The sequence below is a fragment of the Candidatus Symbiopectobacterium sp. NZEC135 genome, from assembly GCF_025962695.1.
Window position 1 is genome coordinate 59499 of the sequence record NZ_JAGFPF010000018.1, and the last position, 14954, is coordinate 74452.

General features: G+C 49.5%; 25 protein-coding genes. 2 read left to right on the top strand and 23 right to left on the bottom strand.

The genetic code is table 11. The annotated features are described in order from the left end of the window. Positions 1-10: 10 nt before the first annotated feature. The 17 genes from J5224_RS11575 to J5224_RS11655 form a co-directional block, all read right to left on the bottom strand. The gene (locus J5224_RS11575; RefSeq protein ID WP_264625519.1) at positions 11-247 is read right to left on the bottom strand and encodes a YebO family protein; all 237 of its coding nucleotides are present in this window, start codon (positions 245-247) and stop codon (positions 11-13) included. A gap of 58 nt (positions 248-305) precedes the next feature. Beyond that, on the bottom strand, positions 306-647 hold the full coding sequence (locus J5224_RS11580) for a hypothetical protein (RefSeq protein WP_264625520.1): 342 nt from the start codon (positions 645-647) through the stop codon (positions 306-308). Between the two features lie 60 nt (positions 648-707). Continuing rightward, complete coding sequence (locus J5224_RS11585; RefSeq protein ID WP_264625521.1) at positions 708-983, bottom strand: DUF4035 domain-containing protein; 276 nt, start codon at positions 981-983, stop codon at positions 708-710. A gap of 23 nt (positions 984-1006) precedes the next feature. Further along, positions 1007-1381, bottom strand: coding sequence for a phage tail assembly chaperone (locus J5224_RS11590; protein WP_264625522.1), 375 nt, complete (start codon positions 1379-1381; stop codon positions 1007-1009). 15 nt (positions 1382-1396) lie between these two features. Beyond that, the gene (locus tag J5224_RS11595) at positions 1397-2104 is read right to left on the bottom strand and encodes an immunoglobulin domain-containing protein (protein ID WP_264625523.1); all 708 of its coding nucleotides are present in this window, start codon (positions 2102-2104) and stop codon (positions 1397-1399) included. A gap of 58 nt (positions 2105-2162) precedes the next feature. Beyond that, positions 2163-2510 (bottom strand): DUF3168 domain-containing protein, encoded by a 348-nt coding sequence (locus J5224_RS11600; RefSeq protein WP_195315318.1) that lies wholly within the window; start codon positions 2508-2510, stop codon positions 2163-2165. After that, a complete protein-coding gene (locus tag J5224_RS11605; RefSeq protein ID WP_264625524.1) occupies positions 2507-2956 on the bottom strand; it encodes an HK97-gp10 family putative phage morphogenesis protein in 450 nt (149 codons plus the stop codon). Before J5224_RS11605 ends, J5224_RS11600 begins: the two co-directional genes overlap by 4 nt. Continuing rightward, the gene (locus J5224_RS11610) at positions 2949-3290 is read right to left on the bottom strand and encodes a phage head closure protein (RefSeq protein WP_264625525.1); all 342 of its coding nucleotides are present in this window, start codon (positions 3288-3290) and stop codon (positions 2949-2951) included. The genes J5224_RS11605 and J5224_RS11610 overlap by 8 nt, the downstream gene beginning before the upstream one ends. Beyond that, positions 3287-3607 (bottom strand): head-tail connector protein, encoded by a 321-nt coding sequence (locus tag J5224_RS11615; RefSeq protein ID WP_264625526.1) that lies wholly within the window; start codon positions 3605-3607, stop codon positions 3287-3289. Before J5224_RS11615 ends, J5224_RS11610 begins: the two co-directional genes overlap by 4 nt. Positions 3608-3639: 32 nt before the next feature. Continuing rightward, positions 3640-3861, bottom strand: coding sequence for a hypothetical protein (locus J5224_RS11620; RefSeq protein WP_264625527.1), 222 nt, complete (start codon positions 3859-3861; stop codon positions 3640-3642). Positions 3862-3905: 44 nt separating this feature from the next. Beyond that, positions 3906-5108: a phage major capsid protein gene (locus tag J5224_RS11625; protein WP_264625528.1), complete on the bottom strand. Its 1203-nt coding sequence runs from the start codon at positions 5106-5108 to the stop codon at positions 3906-3908. 16 nt (positions 5109-5124) lie between these two features. Next, positions 5125-5772 carry an HK97 family phage prohead protease gene (locus J5224_RS11630; protein ID WP_264625529.1) on the bottom strand — a complete coding sequence of 216 codons (648 nt, stop codon included), beginning with the start codon at positions 5770-5772 and terminating at the stop codon, positions 5125-5127. After that, entirely contained in the window at positions 5750-6988 is a 1239-nt protein-coding gene (locus J5224_RS11635) for a phage portal protein (protein ID WP_264625530.1), read from the bottom strand. Before J5224_RS11635 ends, J5224_RS11630 begins: the two co-directional genes overlap by 23 nt. Next, on the bottom strand, positions 6988-7173 hold the full coding sequence (locus tag J5224_RS11640; RefSeq protein WP_264625531.1) for a hypothetical protein: 186 nt from the start codon (positions 7171-7173) through the stop codon (positions 6988-6990). The genes J5224_RS11635 and J5224_RS11640 overlap by 1 nt, the downstream gene beginning before the upstream one ends. Positions 7174-7183: 10 nt before the next feature. Continuing rightward, positions 7184-8941 carry a terminase large subunit gene (locus tag J5224_RS11645; protein WP_264625532.1) on the bottom strand — a complete coding sequence of 586 codons (1758 nt, stop codon included), beginning with the start codon at positions 8939-8941 and terminating at the stop codon, positions 7184-7186. Next, positions 8941-9414 carry a phage terminase small subunit P27 family gene (locus tag J5224_RS11650; protein WP_108361632.1) on the bottom strand — a complete coding sequence of 158 codons (474 nt, stop codon included), beginning with the start codon at positions 9412-9414 and terminating at the stop codon, positions 8941-8943. Before J5224_RS11650 ends, J5224_RS11645 begins: the two co-directional genes overlap by 1 nt. 146 nt (positions 9415-9560) lie before the next feature. After that, complete coding sequence (locus J5224_RS11655) at positions 9561-9911, bottom strand: HNH endonuclease (protein ID WP_264625533.1); 351 nt, start codon at positions 9909-9911, stop codon at positions 9561-9563. Positions 9912-10157: 246 nt separating this feature from the next. Here J5224_RS11655 and J5224_RS11660 point away from each other — a divergent pair, with 246 nt between their 5' ends. Continuing rightward, on the top strand, positions 10158-10334 hold the full coding sequence (locus J5224_RS11660) for a hypothetical protein (RefSeq protein WP_264625534.1): 177 nt from the start codon (positions 10158-10160) through the stop codon (positions 10332-10334). A 136-nt stretch (positions 10335-10470) separates the two neighbouring features. On the opposite strand, the gene J5224_RS11665 is transcribed toward J5224_RS11660, so the two are convergent. From J5224_RS11665 to J5224_RS11680, 4 genes are all read right to left on the bottom strand, one after another. Continuing rightward, entirely contained in the window at positions 10471-10668 is a 198-nt protein-coding gene (locus J5224_RS11665; protein WP_264625535.1) for a hypothetical protein, read from the bottom strand. A gap of 518 nt (positions 10669-11186) precedes the next feature. After that, positions 11187-11738, bottom strand: a complete 552-nt coding sequence (locus J5224_RS11670) for a hypothetical protein (RefSeq protein ID WP_264625536.1) — start codon at positions 11736-11738, stop codon at positions 11187-11189. Further along, positions 11711-12232 (bottom strand): lysozyme, encoded by a 522-nt coding sequence (locus J5224_RS11675; protein WP_264625537.1) that lies wholly within the window; start codon positions 12230-12232, stop codon positions 11711-11713. The genes J5224_RS11670 and J5224_RS11675 overlap by 28 nt, the downstream gene beginning before the upstream one ends. Further along, positions 12225-12485, bottom strand: coding sequence for a phage holin family protein (locus J5224_RS11680; protein WP_264625538.1), 261 nt, complete (start codon positions 12483-12485; stop codon positions 12225-12227). The genes J5224_RS11675 and J5224_RS11680 overlap by 8 nt, the downstream gene beginning before the upstream one ends. 159 nt (positions 12486-12644) lie before the next feature. On the opposite strand from J5224_RS11680, the gene J5224_RS11685 reads away from it, so the two are divergent. Next, positions 12645-13457: a DUF3800 domain-containing protein gene (locus tag J5224_RS11685; protein WP_264625539.1), complete on the top strand. Its 813-nt coding sequence runs from the start codon at positions 12645-12647 to the stop codon at positions 13455-13457. 260 nt (positions 13458-13717) lie between these two features. On the opposite strand, the gene J5224_RS11690 is transcribed toward J5224_RS11685, so the two are convergent. After that, positions 13718-14146 (bottom strand): antiterminator Q family protein, encoded by a 429-nt coding sequence (locus J5224_RS11690; RefSeq protein WP_264625540.1) that lies wholly within the window; start codon positions 14144-14146, stop codon positions 13718-13720. Then, positions 14139-14954 (bottom strand): DUF968 domain-containing protein (locus J5224_RS11695; protein ID WP_264625541.1); only part of this gene is annotated, 816 nt, incomplete at its 5' end. The genes J5224_RS11695 and J5224_RS11690, both read right to left, overlap by 8 nt.

The following is a 14954-nucleotide window of genomic DNA, read 5'->3' on the forward strand; positions in this document are numbered from 1 at the left end:
TTAGACGGTTTTAATTAATTAGCCCTGCTTTTCGCCTGGCCTCTTCAAGGTAATCTTTTTCTGGCTCATCTTTTTTGTGCACAATAGAAATTAGCAAGTCTATTTGTGCAGATTGCTTTTCATTTATTTCTTGCAGGATTCTTATCTGTTCATTAGCTCTAACGCTACTACGATTTAAAAGATACCAGATAAACAAATCTATAATTCGGGCAATCAGGAAAACTAAAATCCATCCGGAGGTACTCATTTAAAAATCTCCATCTATGGCAAAATCGCAAACCCACACCTAATCATTATGCTGCTATTTATTTACATGCTTTAACGTTATTTTCATACGAAGCCGGAGTTAATGAAGGGATTCTTTCATACAATACATAGCTACTGCCAGAGTCTTTACCTGTAACGTCAAGTACTACGTCGTATCCGCCCATCCCTTGCGGAATTAAGATACTAATCCCGTTTTCAAGTGGTAACGATGTTACAGAGTTCCAGCCACTATCCCACCTTGCAGAAACACAAGATGCAAATTCATTAACGCTCTTGGTTGATACCCCGGAATCAATTGGTTGTTTAGAGCGAATAGAATTTAGAGACTTACACCCAGCCAACATAGATACCGCCATTACAACAGCCAAGGTTTTTTTCATATCCCCATCTCCTAAATAACAGGTGGCTACAACCTATCACCAGTTTGCGTGGGGATCTACTTAACTTGCTGCCTGAGAAAGAAACGCCTCCAGATTACCAAACGGATCGACGTCTTCTTCTTCCTTGCCTGACCAGTCGAGCATAGCGTCAGTGAGAGGCACTTTCACACCCTGAGCCCCCCAAACAGCACTGACAATCTGCGCCGCTTGAATGTCACCACGCGTATCACTGATGGGGGAAAGTTTGTCGTACTCAATCCACATCATCAGTTCACTGGCCGTCATCGTCTGGCGAATTTCTGACAGCGTGCGCCCCATGCGGAGCGCCAGCGCCATCAAAAACTGCATGCCAGGTTGAGTTACTTTTTTTTGGCGACCTCCGCATCGTTGATAATATCCAGCGCCTGCCGCAACAGACGACTGTGCACAGGGCCGTAAACGCTTTCCACTTCTTCAATATCATCAACTGAAAACACCGGCTCGCCCTCTTCATCGCGCAGGATATCGATAAACAACGTGACATCGGCGTGAAGATTACGACGGGCGCGCTCAGATATAGACAGTGTTTCGCCATCACCTTCGGTTTTCACAGCATCCTGCCAACGTAACCACGCCTCGGCAGAGGGTTCGCGTAGCGTGACTTTCACCCCTTCCCACTCCGGCACCTCGATAGCCTTCGTGAGAAAGCCAGCGCTGGGAGCCAGAGCCAGAGATTTAATACTTTTCTTTGCCATGCGTGTTGCTCCGGGTTAGCTAATGGTGACGGTGCAGGAAGCGGATGTGATTGTTACCGGGGATGGTGCCGAGTCTGTAACTTCGCAGGTATAGACGCCTGCATCACCTGATTCGGCCGCTGCCTTATTGAATGATGCAGATGTGCGACCACTGATTACGGAACCACCCTTCAGCCATTTGTAGGAATAAGGTGCGATACCACCACTGGCCGCAACGACCATTGTCAGTGCAGCCCCAACAGCCGCCGTTTTTGTCGATGGAAGATTGATTGTGAACGCCAATGGACCGGGCGCAATGTTTGTGGGCTTACCCTTTAGCCGCAGGGAGAACGTTGCGGCCACCACTCCATTAGTCCCGGAAGACCAGGTGTGCTGGCGTACTTCTGCCAGAAACTGGAAGCCGTTACCGGATGGGAAAATCACCTGGAAAGCATAGCGCGTGTCATTGTCGTAGGCATCTCGCAGGGCATCCTGCGCCGGATTACGGTAAAAGTTACCGGATAATGAAATTTCTGACTGTGCAGGCAGGCCGTTGATGTTCTCCATTTCATCCGAACACAACGTTGTTACGTCGATATCGTTTTTCTGTCCACCGGTGAACTGAATTTCTTTGATGGTACAAGTCAGATCGAGAAATGTCGCGGTATCAATACCCTCCAGCGTTGTTGGCGCTGATGAGATTCGGATTACCGTTTTCTGTGACCTTTCAAACAGTGAGGACATGGCATTCTCCAAAAGAAAAACCCGCTCGGTGGCGGGTCAGGATGGTGATGGTGTGGGGTTAGTCGATGAACTGTAGTTCTACTGTAGCCCGGAACAATGCTGTTTCAGTATCAAATTCCTGAGTGAGCATTTGATTGGCCGGTGCAAGGGGCGATACTGCGGCAATAACAGCACTGCGTATATCCCGCGCCTGGGCGATGGTTGTGGCGTAAACGTCAAACTGAACGGACGATGCGGTTTCTGCCGGACCACACAGCACATCAGCGGATAGTTGGGACACAAACGAGAACACCACCCACGGCGGCGAAATCGCTGGCTCACCCTCACTATTCAGCGGAATGATATAGGGATAAACATTACCGTTCGCTATACCGGCGATCAGAGGGTGAATATCGGTTTCGGTCATTTACTCAGCACCTCATCGATAGCACGGTTTGCGCGAGAAATGGCAGCGTTAGCGGCTTCCTCCTGCCTGACATCAAATGCAGGTCTGACAAAGGGATGCGCAGGCATATTTACCGTACCCATTTCAACAAAGCGCCAGTAAAAGGCATTGCGCGGGTTTTTCGCCTTCATGGTGTTGTCGCTGTTACCCGTTCGTGGATTAACACCGCGAATATGCACCCCAGATGAGATTTCTCCTTTTCGCCGTGATTTTTGAGTAACCACCACAACGTTTTTGCGCATTTTCCCGGTACGAGTCGGGGCGCGGGCGATAACTTCCTCCTTCAACACTTCAGCACCGGCGCGAGTGGCATCACGCAATACCTTGTTGTTTTCGGCCCGACTCAGCTTTTCCAAATCCTTGGCAATGTCATTCAGGCCGGAGAAATCAAGACCAAAATCAATCACGTTTCACCCCCTGCTTACACAATATTTCCAGTCGGGTGCACTTACCGTCTGGGATGGGTGGCCCGATAACGTCAAGCGTTAAACTTTTGAAGGGTCCATTAAGGCACAGCAACCGTGACGCTGCCGATACATCACGACGGTGACGCATCCACACACGAATTGTCGCCTCAGCAGATACCGCACCTGAAGCCACCAGCTCACGCCCGTTTATAGGTGCGACCTCGGCCCACACAGTAGCAGCATCAAACCACGTCTTAATGGGTTGCCCGCTGGCATCGCGTGTTGCGGTGAAGTTCTGGATGGTGACGCGGTGGCGTAATCTCCCGGCTTTCATGTGCCTGGCCCCCACCGGTAATCATCCAACAGGCTAAAAAATCCCATGGGGATTTCGCTCAATTGCCCTTCTCTCGTCTGTTCCCGGTTTTCATACCAATGACCAACAGCAAGCATGATAGCCAGCTTTACGCCGTCATTAACCACCATGCCTTTATCGGCATCCTCTGGCACAGATTCGTCGAACAAAGGAAGATTAAGGTACTTTTCCGCCTTGCCTCTTGCAGCCCCTGCGTACAGAGTGAGCAAAGCATCATCTGTCGCATCGTCAACATCAATCCGGCACTGCGACCGCAGTTCTTCGAGTGAGGGGATCATGTAAGTCTCCAAACAAAACCCAAGGAAGCGGGTTATTTTTTGTTTTTCTTCGGCTCTGGCTGCTCTGGCTGCTCTGGCTGCTTCTCATCCTTGATTTGCTGATCATCCTTGTCAATGGTTTCAAGAACGCCAAGTTGGTCGGCAATTGTCAGTGCTCGTTCTGGCAGTTCGCCATCCTGATAAGAACCCGCGGGAATGGTCTGGACTGTGCAACCGTCAGGTGACCACTTGAGGTCTTTGCGTAAATTAAACATGCTTCACTCCTGAGTGGTGCGGGGCCGAAACCCCGCAATTACACTTATGCGCCGATCTTCAGCAACTTGATCGCCTGGGAATCTGCCAACATGCCGCCAGTACGTTTGGTGGTGTAGAAACCCACAAACGGCTTGTTGGTGTACGGGTCGCGCAAAATGCGTGTACCGATGCGATCCACGATGGTGTAACCACGCTTGAAGTTGCCGAACGCGATCGCTTTTGCATCCGCCACGATATCCGGCATCTGCTCGTTCTCCGCCACACCGTACCCAGCCAGCGTGGAGGGTTGTCCCAGCTCAAGGCCCGGACGCCACAGGTAGTTACCTTCCGCATCTTTCAGGATGCGAACGGTAAACAGGCTGTTGTTGTTCATCATGAACTTGGCTCCGTTACGATGAACTTTGCGTAACGTGTACACCAACTTGATAATGGCATCAGCAGTTACGCCAGCGGCAGCACCAGACAGGATGTGTTGCAGCGTCCCAAATGCGCGGTCTTTATCAACATCCAGGCTCGATGCATAGGCCAGAAAACCTTTTGGTTTCTTGGTGCCGTTACCGCTGGTGAAAGCGATTTCCTCCTGCTCAGAAAATTCGGTGGCCAACTCGCTGTTGATCCACGTTTCAACATTGAAAAATGCATCGTCCAGCATCGTCTGGGTTGCCTGCGGATTGCCGTAGATTTCCCCCATGAAAGGCTCGATCTGCCCCAGCTTTGAGGCATCAGTGGCAGGGCGTGCATCCGTTTCCCCTACCCACCCCGATGCCGTTCCGCCGAGATTGACCAGTTTTTTATAGTTTGCACCACCAACCGTAATGGTTGTGGCCTCCTGGCGCATTACCACTTCGTCTTTCAGCAAAGTGAGAATGGTGCGATCCAGTTCTTCCGGTACGGCATAGCCGCCGTCCTCATCCACGCCGACTTGCAAGGCTTTACGCTCCAGATCGCGCAAGCCGTCATCTTTCCCTTTTCGCATGAAATCGATAAATGCAGCCTTATGCTCGCCTGCTTCTTTGCTTTGGGTGCCGCTGGCTGGGCGTTTCACCTGCTTCAATTCTTCTTCCAAAGCAGATTTCAGCTCATCCAGTTCAGACAACTTACCGTTTAAGGTTTCAACCTCACCAGCCAGTTTGCCCTTTTCCTGCTCAACAGCTTCCAGTCGCTTATCGTTCTTCTCTTTGAACGCATCAAACTTCGCTTGCAGCTCCTGCGCGACCTGCTCTACATCTTTCTGTTCTACTGCCATGTTGTTGATCTCCGGTTCAGAAATTCAGGGATTTAAGTGCATTCAGTCCAGCAGTCACATCAGCATCACGCTGACAGATCGCGCTGTAGCCCCCGGCCATGAATGCTTTAGCCTGGGTGCGTGAGAGCCCAACATCGCGCAGGACTCGTTCAATACTTTTCTGGGACGGGGTTTCACCACGGGCAAACGCGCTTTTGACATCGCTTACCCGCGCTTCATCGTTAGAAGGAAAGGTCACGGGACTCACTTCCCAGAGGTCGATTTCTTTCAGTAAAAACGCCTCTTTGGTGCGGTCGTATTCCCAGTCTTTGAGCACGTAACCAATAGAAAGGCCGGTTAAAGAACCGGCCTTCATATGAGCGTGAGCGCGTTTGGCGAGTGGGTCATCATCAATGAGCAGCCGCCCTTTAACGAACAGGCCAACATCATCCTCACGTATTTCGGTATAGATACCGATTGGCTCAGACATGTTGTGCTGCCACAACATCGCCGGCATGGCGCTTTTTTCTTTCCATGCCGCCAGCGAGTTTTCGAATGCGCCAGGAACAACAATATCGTCGTAGCTGTCTTTCACACCGAACACTGAGCCGTACCCTTCAAATACGCCGGAATCATCGACTGATTTCAGCTTTAGTGGTACGTCAAGACGCTGTTTTGTCTGCATTGTCATTGTCTGATTCCTGTTTTTGCTTGCCGCTTTCAGAAGGTTTTGTGGTCATATTCATCGGTGTAAGGTAAACATCACCACCCGGTCGCGGATTGCGATCTTCAAGCTCCAGGCAATCATTGGGTGAATACATACCCCAGTTGATTGCCGTAGCGTAGGCATCGAATCGAGATTTCATATCACCACGCAGTAACGCTCCCGCGTTGAATTTTGCGTAGAACGTCCCCTGCTTTGATTCTTTGACCAGACCGATATTGATGCGCTGCTCAATGCGTGTCATATAAGGCACCAGCGAATAATTGATAAAGCCAATGCCGAGGTTTTCGATATTGCTGAATGTGGCTCTGTCGGTGTTCTGCACCATGTGCATCGGCACGCGATACAAACGGCAAATCTCCTCAAGCTGAAACTTTCTGGTTTCAAGAAACTGGCTATCCTCGTTATCAAGTGCCATCGATTTCCAGTCGAGGCCCATTTCAAGGATCATCGGGCGATGCGCATTACTTAGCCCAAGGTGGCGATCCTCAAAATCTTTTTTCAACCGGGCATATGCTGCATCCGTCAACGTCTGCTCGGTACGTAAAACCCCCGAGGTTACGGCACCATTACTGAATAACCGTGCGCCATGCTCTTCCGTCGCCAATCCAAGAGATATAGCCTCGCGCGCGTAGGCGATTGGGTTTAGGCCGACCAGCCCATCGAGGGTTAGCGTCCTGACATGCCAGATGTCATCCTGCCCGAGAACATCCGTCGAACCATTTGGAAAGGTGACCTGATAAACCGGTTGCCACTGACTGTTCAACTTCGGTTGTACGCAGCCCGGATCAATAGGGAGAAGCTCAACCACTTCACCCAGCGCTTTAACCTTGTATGCGTAGAAATTCCCGCGAAGACAGAGGCAGACAATGAGCAACTCCCAGAACTCCTGGGGAGTCATATAATCGTTGGGCTTCATTGTCAGCAGCTTGTGCAACCTTTCAGAGGTTGCTTTATGTTTGCTATTGCCTGTGATTTTGTACAGATTGCAGGGCAACATGCCCATGGATTCAGCAAGCACCCTGATACAGCCGAAAACAGCAGTAAGCCGCATGGCCTTCTGGCTACTGACTCGCTTACCTGTGTAAGTGTCGTAGGTCATCCCTACGGCTTCAGCTAACTCCGCAGGGGTCGTCACCGGCGTGTCGCTTTTTCTGAATAGTCCGGGGAAAAACATCAGTCATCACCTCCACCCGTTGTGTTACGTGGGGATGACAGATATTTCGATACGATCCATGACCAGAACAGGCAGAGCGTGCCAGCAGTAATAAACCCAGCAGGCGGAAAGACCAACCATGCCCCGTAAGAAAGCAAAGCAACGCCCAACACCCCAATGAATGGGGCGAGAATCATCAGGATCATAACTGCCTCTTTATAGTGAACGGACGCCGTAACTTTCCAGATGTTCAGAAAGGCTTTCCGCTTGTTCGCCACCATTCACCAATAACCGGCTCATGGCCGTAAACAATGCGGCAGGGCCATCGATTTTGGCTTCTGGTGTCGATTTGTTGGGGAAAATGTTGTCGTTTTTATCCGGCTTAACCGTGACGTTCGACATCATCCAGTTCATGACCGGATGATTGCTGTGGTGAAAGCGCTCACCGTAGACCAGCGCTTCAACCTCTTTCATGGCTTCTGAAAAATTACGTACTGTTTGCGGAACCTCCACCAGAGGAATGCCATCCTCGGCAAGCGCCAGACTAAACTGAGTGGCGCTCCATGGGTCAAATCCTGTTTCTTTTAGATTTTCACCACTAATCCAATCAGTGAGGTCACTCTTAATCTGAGCATGGTCGATCACGTCACCGTCAGTCAGCTCTAACTTGCCGAGTTCAGCCCACTTGCGATACATCTGCGCCATTTGTGCAGAGCATCGCTCCAACCTTCCCTCGGGTAACCAAAACTTAAAATCAGCATGCACATGGCCGTTATTTGCCCGCCAGAGTTTGACCGCAGCACAAATATCGATTTTATGCGCTAGATCGACGCCCACCCACATCGGGTAAGTCTTCAGCTCGTGTTGTGGAGCAAGGTATTCGCATTTTTCCCACTTAATCATGTCCATCCAGGCAGACTCAGCGGTCACCCAGATATTCATGTGTTTGGTGAAAAAGTTAACGCGGGCTGAAACCTGCTCTTTGGCTTTCTTAGCCAGTCGCCGCAGGTCGTCCCAGCGCTTGCAAATACCCAGGCCGGGATTGGCTTTCTGCCACACCGTTTCATCAAAGGGATCGTCGTCTTTATCCAGGGTGTAGATGATGGCAAAAAACGTATCGTCCTTTACTGCTCCCTCGACTGCGCTGTTATAGCCGTGCAACACCTTGATGGCGTAATCACGCAGCTCATAACAGATGCCCTCTTTATTGAAACCCGCCGTGGTGATGCCAAACAGTAATGATTGCAGGCGGGCACCGGTTGCCGTCTCCAGAACGTCCCACACGTCACGGGTTTTGTGCGCGTGCAACTCATCGACAATGCCACAATGGATATTCAGGCCGTCGAGGTTGTTGGCATCAGAGGAGAGCGGCTCAAATTTCGAGGCCGTTTGCTCCTGATAAATAGCCAACTTGTTGAACTCAAACAGCCTGCCGAGTGTCGCCTTGGCCTTTTTGACCATGTTTTTCGCATCTTCAAATACAATGCGTGCCTGATCGCGCGTTGTGGCCGCTGAATAGACCTCTGCGCCCCCCTCGTTATCTGCACCCGTCATATACAGGCCGATACCAGACGACAGGGTTGATTTGGCGTTTTTCCGCGCCACCTCGTTATAGGCAGTGCGGAAGCGGCGTACCATCACCGGGCGGCCGCTGCCATCGTTGCGTAACACCACTTCGCCAGTTTGCTCGTCCACCAGCGGAATGACAAAGCCGAAGATATTGATCAGGATGAACACATGCCAGTCCATTAACTCGATAGGCTGACCGGCCAGATTGCCCTTAACGTGTGGTACGAATTTATAAAAATTGAGGATGTGTTGTGCGCGTGGTTCGCTGAAACAAACATTACGCGCTTCGCCATGCTTTAAATCATCAAGAAAGCGCTGGCATGCCAGGCGCACGTACTCGCAGGCAATAACATCCCCCGCCACGACACGTTCAGCGTAGCGAATACCATCAGAAACTTTAGCCATTAATCCCTCGCGTTAAGAAATTCAGCCAGCGGATCGGTCTGCTCTGACGTGCTAGCGTTTACTTTTGATCGGCTGGATGGCGTCATGCCAAATTCCTGAAGCCAACCTCGGACTTCTTTTCTGGCTTCTCGGCTCTCACCAAAAAAGTCACTCGGTTTAACTCTGACATCACCCGTAGTAGTGGTGATCTCTTTTGTCGCGCCCTCGCGTTCCAGCGCTTCTTTAATAAGTCGATAGTCAACGTAGGCGTCGACCAACATTTCAAGAGCCTTTCCATCAAGCTCTGTGAGTACGCCGATCCCTGCTAATTGATCGCCCAATCGCTTAAACCAGTACTTACCTTGCTTGGTAAAATGCTTCGGCGTTGGGGGGACCCCTTTTGTCGGTTGCGGCTCATTTTTGTTGATCGGGCGTTTTGATGGGTTACCCCTCACCAAACGTAGATGGGTCGGGGTTTTCGGTGGTCCAGACATAATCGAAAACTCCTATTAATCATCGGATGGGGGACCCCAAAAAAAGTTTTCTAACCTGCGGCGATGTGAAGAAAGGCTAGGCGGCGGTACTGGAGCGACAGGGCTGTAGAGATTTACCCTCCCCCTCCCCTTGATGAGAATAGCTATCACTTGAACCGTTCGCGCCCTGTTTTGGTGCGGTGACACGGCCAGCATAGGCTTTCGAGGTTCGAATCATCATCGGTTCCCCCATGAGCCTTGGCCTTGATGTGGTCAACTGTCTTGGCTTCTACTGCACGGCTATTGCGTAGGCATTCCTGACACAGATGATTGTCACGCTTCAGGATACGGGCTCGCCTGATTGTCCAGTCACTACCGTAGCCTCGTTCGTGTCTGCTCTTACCTTGCTGATGCTGCTGCCATCCTTCATGGCGATGCTGTTCGCAGTATCCGGAGCGATCTGTCGTTGTAGCAGCGCAGCCACGTTTGCGGCATGCGCGAGGGGTTAAGGCTGGCATAGGTCAATCCCAATAGAAATTATCGCCCAGTGTTCATTGTGCATCATTTTTAATTATACTGGCTTTGGTTCGTCCGAGAAGAAACCGCTATTGAAGCGCACAGTCAATCTACTAGAACATACGATCTACCCAATAAAAGTAAAATTAAAACTATTAAATCCTAATTTTCTCACTCAACCTTGATATCAATTAGTTAGAGCCAAATATATGCAGTACTGCAACATTGCAGTATCAAGGAGAACAATTATGACACCCGATGAAAAACGTAAAATGCTGTTTGAATTAGCCGCCACAATAACCGCTGGGCGCGTTGGATCAGCACAAATTCAACACCCCGCAGAATATATTAGGGCTGAATATGAAAGAATTTTTAAAGCACTGGAAACTGAGTGGGAGAAGGGGTACGTAAAAAACTTACGTTAAGTATATTGCCTTCTTCTCTTAGTAGAACTCTCTGCTATCAGGCCCAGAGATACGCCGCCAGTCGATGATGATCTTCTTTATTCATCATCAATTTTTACTATCGAAGCCCTTCAATGAAGGGCTTATGTGATTCCTACTATCTGAGATTGTACTCATAACGTGATACTGTTTTACCGTTTGAGTTCATCACATAGGCAATTTCATCCGGCTTAAGGAACACGCTTTGATCCATTCCTGATATGGCGAGGCTCTGCTGCCTGGGGTTGAACCCAACGCTAAGACCGCAATGGATTTCTTCGCCACCTCCTGGTGATACAACCTTCACTGTTAACATGCTTCTTCTCCTGCTTCTGACAATAAAAAAGGCCACCGTAGTGACCTTCATTTGGTTTTCTGAAATTCATTTATGACGTATGACACGCTCGACAGCAGTAATAACAACCATTGGCGTTATAACCTAACCTTTTCGCTTCCTGAACCGCTGGGCGGCATGAATCATAATTACCAAGATACTGCTTATGTTTTTCTTCGGGCATCCACTGACAACCGCTAACATGGACTTCATTATCACCGTTAGCCTGCTTATTTTTATTCACATAATAATAAGACATATATATTTCCCATGAGGTACGCCGACTATTCAGCATTGGAAGATTAACTTCATGGGTATGTTTAAGATGTGAGGCGTTTCATAAACAAGATTGCTTAGCGAAATTGTCATAGTTAAACGCTCCTCTTTGCCACCACGCCCACGACATGGAAACATGGCTAAACAACCACAACAAGAACTCAATTACGCCCCAGCCAACAACAGCACATACGACACACAGAAAAATGAAGGCGGCATTTAGATCACGGTCGAACATCGGCTTTCTTCTGTCTCGTACTATCAGCTTCACGAATTCCCGCCAGTTGGCTATTCGCCTTGTCGATCGCGGTTAGTAGTGGATCAATCCAGTAAACGGCCTGCGCATACGTCAGTCGGCAGGCGGTGGCAATGGCGCTAGCACTGGCTGCGTCAGGCTGGCTGGCAGCGGGGTGCATTGCGCTGGAACGTAAACGGTGCGTGTAGTCGAGCAACCGGCTAGCGACACCATCAGGCACACACTGGCGGCCAGCCGGGTCACGTTTGATGATTGTGCGGTAAACAATCTGCTTTTCATCGGACTGCCCTTTGATGTTGATGGCGTACTGATTGGCCTGTCTGGCTATTTCGTTGAAGCGTTGAAACTGGAACGCCTGCCCTACTATCACAACCTTTTGTCCGGCGCTGATATCCTCAGATGCTTTCTTGCCGCGTTCTGCAACATCAGCATCCCAGCGTAGCCCCTGCACGTACCAACCGAGTGCCATTCCGGCCAGCAGCGCAAGGACAGTTATTTTCCAGCCTGAGAGGATAGACATAACGCACGCTCCTTATCCCTGCGGCCAACCAGCCCCGGAAGCACTTTACCGCCACCGTATACCCAGCGAGGGAACTGCTCACACGCCGCCTGAATGTTCCCGGAGCGGAACAACTGAAACATGGTTGAGGTTTGCACCTTTGTGCAACCAGCATTAAAAGCAATGCTCACTGCTGCGCTGAACGGGGTACTCGGCAACTTTTTCCCACCGGCATATTTATCAACGCAACTTTCAGCCTCAAGGATGTTTTTCTGCCAGTCTGCGGCAATCTGCTCGTCCGTTTTACGGGTGCCATCGACAACACCATGCGTATTTCCGATCCCATCAGTCAAAATACCGGCTGGACACATGTAAGGATCACGTCGGCATGATTCGGCATTACCGATCAACTCCAGTCCTGCCTGATTGGTTCTCACCTGGCCGTTGTTCATTACAATGCTGATAATCACACCGACAGAACAAACCACGGCAGCCGCTATCTTACGTTTAGCCATTGGTTTGCCCGCCCGCTTTGAGATTGAATTCCTTGCGCTTGTAGTACCAATTCAACGCAAACGTTCCGAGAGTGCACAGCATGCCGACGATGATCGCCCAATCACTGAGTGTTAATCCTGCAATCTGATCGCCAAGCACGGTGAATTTGTCCTCAATAGATGCGCCCCACGCCTTTAGAGACGTTCCGGCAGTGGTTAGCGTCGTGCCGGTTGTGTAAGCGGCCCTGCTCGATATTTTGCTCATGTCAGCCATAGCCTCACCTCCCAACAGGGATGGCGCTGTGTGATTTAGAAAAAAGAAAGGCCCGACAAAGCGGGCCTGAATTAAAATGATCTTTATCAATCACTTTCGTATGTGATTAAATAATAGGCTTACTATTAGTGTTTCTGTTCTCAGTCGCTAAGGTCCAAAATGAATTCTGATAATCCAGGTAAACTCATCTGGCATGTGGCCTGTGATGAGTCAGGTATTGATGGTCAACGTTACTATGGCTTCGGCAGTTTATGGATGAAGTATCAACGCCGTGGAGACTTCGCGAGGATCGTTCGTGAACTGCGTGATAAACATAATGTCCACGATGAAATAAAATGGCAAAAGGCACATAACAAAAGAAATACTGCGTTCTATCACGAATTGATAGAAGTCTTTTTCAAACATCAGTGGCTCGCCTTCCATTGCATCGTTGTTGAAAAATCCATGGTCAATAAATCATTTCATGATGGTGATTATGATCTTGCTATGAGAAAGCATTTTACAAAACTAATATCAACAAAAATCGGAAATGTTATAAAAGCCCACCCTGAGAGAGATTGTGAGTTCAGGATTGAAGTCGATCCTATCGCTTCAAGATATAAAAAAGCAGACGAGGCTTTTCATGTGATAGCAAATCACACACTAGCTCAAACATTTGGTCGAAAAAACATCATAAACAGTGTTGTTTCAAAGGACTCAAAGTCATCTGAACACATACAGATTGCAGATTTTCTCTTGGGAGCGGTAATGTGTGCTTACCAAGGTAAAGCTTCAGCTGAAGCTAAAATCGAAGTTTCAAAAAAAGTTGCTTATTACCTTGGATGGAACTCACTTAAATACGACACATGGCCCAAAGAGAGAAAATTTAACATTTGGTTCTTTTTTGATAGAAGTCGAGGGCCGAGAGAGATTGAAACAAAGGACGTTGAACTTATTTATCCACTACCATCAATACAGAGTAAGGGGCGCTGACCTCTCAGCCAGCATGGTTGGAGTTCCAGTCTTACGACGAAGTGACCAACTTGGCGGTTTATTTTTGGGAGCCGCCTCTTTATTCCCAAAATCGAAAGCACTTGCATAAATACTACTTTTATAACCCTAGATCGTCAACTCGGACATGAAATACTTGAGTCGCAATCGACAAAAAGCCCATATCTAGATGGGCTTTTGCTTCTACGGAGTTCGTGGGCCTCATGCTTATGATAAGCAACAAGGCAAAGTGCCATTTCTTATCACACTAATACACAATTTGCGGACCGCGATAGCGTTTTGTGTGAATTTTGCGGAATTTCTACTTCTGGGTCCATTTCCAACCGAACATCCAGCACAGCAAGGCACCCTTCAATAAAGCCCTCTGCCATCTGCATCTCAACACGAATCACTTTCTCATCACGTTTGCGCCAGCGGGCCAACTTGCGTTTTGATATCTGGTAAAGATAGTGAGCAACAAGCAGGTGATACTCATCCGGTCGCTTTTCCTTCAGGCGCGCCATGCATTTCTCAATGACTAGACCATCATCATCAGAGCACGACAGCCGCATGCCATTCTTTTGTGGCAGTAATCCTTTAAAACCAGCAGCAACGTGCGAATAGTCCACACCACTACCGTCGCTCGACGCCCACCCAGCCCAGCGTTCTAACACCATCGAAATATCACGCATTCTCTACACCTTTTAGTTTCCCGATTGAAATAGCCCCGATCCCCAATGCACGGTTGAGGGTCTGGACCACTAACAGCAGTTGACTGCCGTATTCCGCTTCCCATGCCGTTACGTCCCTGTGTAGTTCGTCGTGGTGACGGCGACACAAGGGGATGACAAACAGGTCATGCGTTTTTGTACCCATCCCGCCTAGCCCATACCCTATTACGTGGTGCGGATCGTCAGCAGGAGCGCCACAGCATGCACATTGCTGTGACTTCACCCAACGGGTGTACTTCTCACACTCCAGACGCTTTAACTTTGGACGCAGCATAAAACCGGCTGCTGGTTCGTCGTCTTCCAGCAGCGCGATAATGGGTTTAATCTGCTCTATACGCTCGCCAATAATGTCGTGTATTGGTGTCTCCCAAACAATGTCGGATTCCTTTTTCGGTCCTGGCTTCTCTTCACGGGCTGGCATGCGCAGACTGATGCGAATGGCATGCTCTGGCAGCAGGTCTGATATCTGTTTCACCACAGCCCACCAACTAAGCTCATGTGCTGTTACCTGATGCCCCTCAGGTAACGCCAGCCAGATACGGGCCTGATTAATTACCCACTCGGCAGCATTCCGATCTGCCAGTTCATCATGCGCCGGTGAATTGTGACCGTGTACCTGATTGTCACAGTGCCAGCACAACCGAATAGCGCTATGCCCGTACCTCATGGTGATGAAGTTCTTAGCGTGATAGTCGCTTTCGCGCTGGCACACTGTTGACTGGTTCAGCCAGTAAATCAGCCCATCAGTACCACCAGCGGCATTAATCAC

Excerpts from the sequence above, each read along its gene's own strand:
- J5224_RS11575 (WP_264625519.1), bottom strand. The coding sequence starts at position 247 with ATGAGTACCTCCGGATGGATTTTAGTTTTCCTGATTGCCCGAATTATA.
- J5224_RS11580 (WP_264625520.1), bottom strand. The coding sequence starts at position 647 with ATGAAAAAAACCTTGGCTGTTGTAATGGCGGTATCTATGTTGGCTGGG.
- J5224_RS11585 (WP_264625521.1), bottom strand. The coding sequence starts at position 983 with ATGGCGCTGGCGCTCCGCATGGGGCGCACGCTGTCAGAAATTCGCCAG.
- J5224_RS11590 (WP_264625522.1), bottom strand. The coding sequence starts at position 1,381 with ATGGCAAAGAAAAGTATTAAATCTCTGGCTCTGGCTCCCAGCGCTGGC.
- J5224_RS11595 (WP_264625523.1), bottom strand. The coding sequence starts at position 2,104 with ATGTCCTCACTGTTTGAAAGGTCACAGAAAACGGTAATCCGAATCTCA.
- J5224_RS11600 (WP_195315318.1), bottom strand. The coding sequence starts at position 2,510 with ATGACCGAAACCGATATTCACCCTCTGATCGCCGGTATAGCGAACGGT.
- J5224_RS11610 (WP_264625525.1), bottom strand. The coding sequence starts at position 3,290 with ATGAAAGCCGGGAGATTACGCCACCGCGTCACCATCCAGAACTTCACC.
- J5224_RS11615 (WP_264625526.1), bottom strand. The coding sequence starts at position 3,607 with ATGATCCCCTCACTCGAAGAACTGCGGTCGCAGTGCCGGATTGATGTT.
- J5224_RS11620 (WP_264625527.1), bottom strand. The coding sequence starts at position 3,861 with ATGTTTAATTTACGCAAAGACCTCAAGTGGTCACCTGACGGTTGCACA.
- J5224_RS11625 (WP_264625528.1), bottom strand. The coding sequence starts at position 5,108 with ATGGCAGTAGAACAGAAAGATGTAGAGCAGGTCGCGCAGGAGCTGCAA.
- J5224_RS11630 (WP_264625529.1), bottom strand. The coding sequence starts at position 5,772 with ATGCAGACAAAACAGCGTCTTGACGTACCACTAAAGCTGAAATCAGTC.
- J5224_RS11635 (WP_264625530.1), bottom strand. The coding sequence starts at position 6,988 with ATGTTTTTCCCCGGACTATTCAGAAAAAGCGACACGCCGGTGACGACC.
- J5224_RS11640 (WP_264625531.1), bottom strand. The coding sequence starts at position 7,173 with ATGATCCTGATGATTCTCGCCCCATTCATTGGGGTGTTGGGCGTTGCT.
- J5224_RS11645 (WP_264625532.1), bottom strand. The coding sequence starts at position 8,941 with ATGGCTAAAGTTTCTGATGGTATTCGCTACGCTGAACGTGTCGTGGCG.
- J5224_RS11650 (WP_108361632.1), bottom strand. The coding sequence starts at position 9,414 with ATGTCTGGACCACCGAAAACCCCGACCCATCTACGTTTGGTGAGGGGT.
- J5224_RS11655 (WP_264625533.1), bottom strand. The coding sequence starts at position 9,911 with ATGCCAGCCTTAACCCCTCGCGCATGCCGCAAACGTGGCTGCGCTGCT.
- J5224_RS11660 (WP_264625534.1), top strand. The coding sequence starts at position 10,158 with ATGACACCCGATGAAAAACGTAAAATGCTGTTTGAATTAGCCGCCACA.
- J5224_RS11665 (WP_264625535.1), bottom strand. The coding sequence starts at position 10,668 with ATGTTAACAGTGAAGGTTGTATCACCAGGAGGTGGCGAAGAAATCCAT.
- J5224_RS11670 (WP_264625536.1), bottom strand. The coding sequence starts at position 11,738 with ATGTCTATCCTCTCAGGCTGGAAAATAACTGTCCTTGCGCTGCTGGCC.
- J5224_RS11675 (WP_264625537.1), bottom strand. The coding sequence starts at position 12,232 with ATGGCTAAACGTAAGATAGCGGCTGCCGTGGTTTGTTCTGTCGGTGTG.
- J5224_RS11680 (WP_264625538.1), bottom strand. The coding sequence starts at position 12,485 with ATGGCTGACATGAGCAAAATATCGAGCAGGGCCGCTTACACAACCGGC.
- J5224_RS11685 (WP_264625539.1), top strand. The coding sequence starts at position 12,645 with ATGAATTCTGATAATCCAGGTAAACTCATCTGGCATGTGGCCTGTGAT.
- J5224_RS11690 (WP_264625540.1), bottom strand. The coding sequence starts at position 14,146 with ATGCGTGATATTTCGATGGTGTTAGAACGCTGGGCTGGGTGGGCGTCG.